The following is a 762-nucleotide window of genomic DNA, read 5'->3' on the forward strand; positions in this document are numbered from 1 at the left end:
TATTCGTTGAGCGCTATAACCATGCCTATTTTTCTCAATGAGACGCAAACAACACTACAGCTATTTAAAATAATAAATATTCAGCTAAATATTTAGGCCTGTTTTCAATGTAATATCCACTCGATAAACGTAAGCACTGTGCAAAGTGATTTATTTTAAAAATAAAATTTATGATCACCTCAATTTACTAAAACTTCCATCTCTCACTCTACTTGAAAAGTAAAAAACAATATTTAATTATAATACAGACCAGTAAATCTACCCTAGTTAATCTAATCTATTCCTCACGCTCTAAATCAGCCCATAGTTAAGGTTGAGCAAATTTACATAACCTTGAAAGTACAACTGTATGTTTTTAATATATAAATGCTTTACAGAAAGAAAAAACTATAACGTGCAAAAATTTAAGGAGTAAGCATTATGCCTACACTAAACAATGATAATAACCACTCAGAAGTTGATGTTGAAAAAGAAGTCAAAGTAAGCGATGAGAATAACGGCGCCATGACAGAAAATGGTGTCGAGGGAGAAGTCCAAGTGTCAACCCCCCATAAGTGAGACAGTTTAAAACTGGAATTATCCCTCTGTTTTTGTCGAAATTTTTTCTAACTGTTTTTCACGTTTCTCAGCAAATGTGTCTGGTGAAAGATTCTTTAAAGATTGATGTGGTCTGATCATATTATTCAACGATCCAACCATCGCCAAGTCATCGTCAACTTGCTGAACATGAAGCAAAGAGTAAATTGATTGCAATCTAAAATA

General features: G+C 32.8%; 2 protein-coding genes. One reads left to right on the top strand and one right to left on the bottom strand.

Translation table 11 applies throughout. The features are described from left to right. Window positions 1-420: 420 nt before the first annotated feature. The gene (locus C200_RS15650) at window positions 421-558 is read left to right on the top strand and encodes a hypothetical protein (protein WP_016212514.1); all 138 of its coding nucleotides are present in this window, start codon (window positions 421-423) and stop codon (window positions 556-558) included. An 18-nt stretch (window positions 559-576) separates the two neighbouring features. Here C200_RS15650 and C200_RS16285 read toward each other — a convergent pair. After that, window positions 577-762: hypothetical protein (locus tag C200_RS16285; protein WP_211250938.1), on the bottom strand; the 186-nt coding region annotated here is incomplete at its 5' end.

This window comes from Piscirickettsia salmonis LF-89 = ATCC VR-1361, assembly GCF_000297215.2.
Classification (GTDB): domain Bacteria; phylum Pseudomonadota; class Gammaproteobacteria; order Piscirickettsiales; family Piscirickettsiaceae; genus Piscirickettsia; species Piscirickettsia salmonis.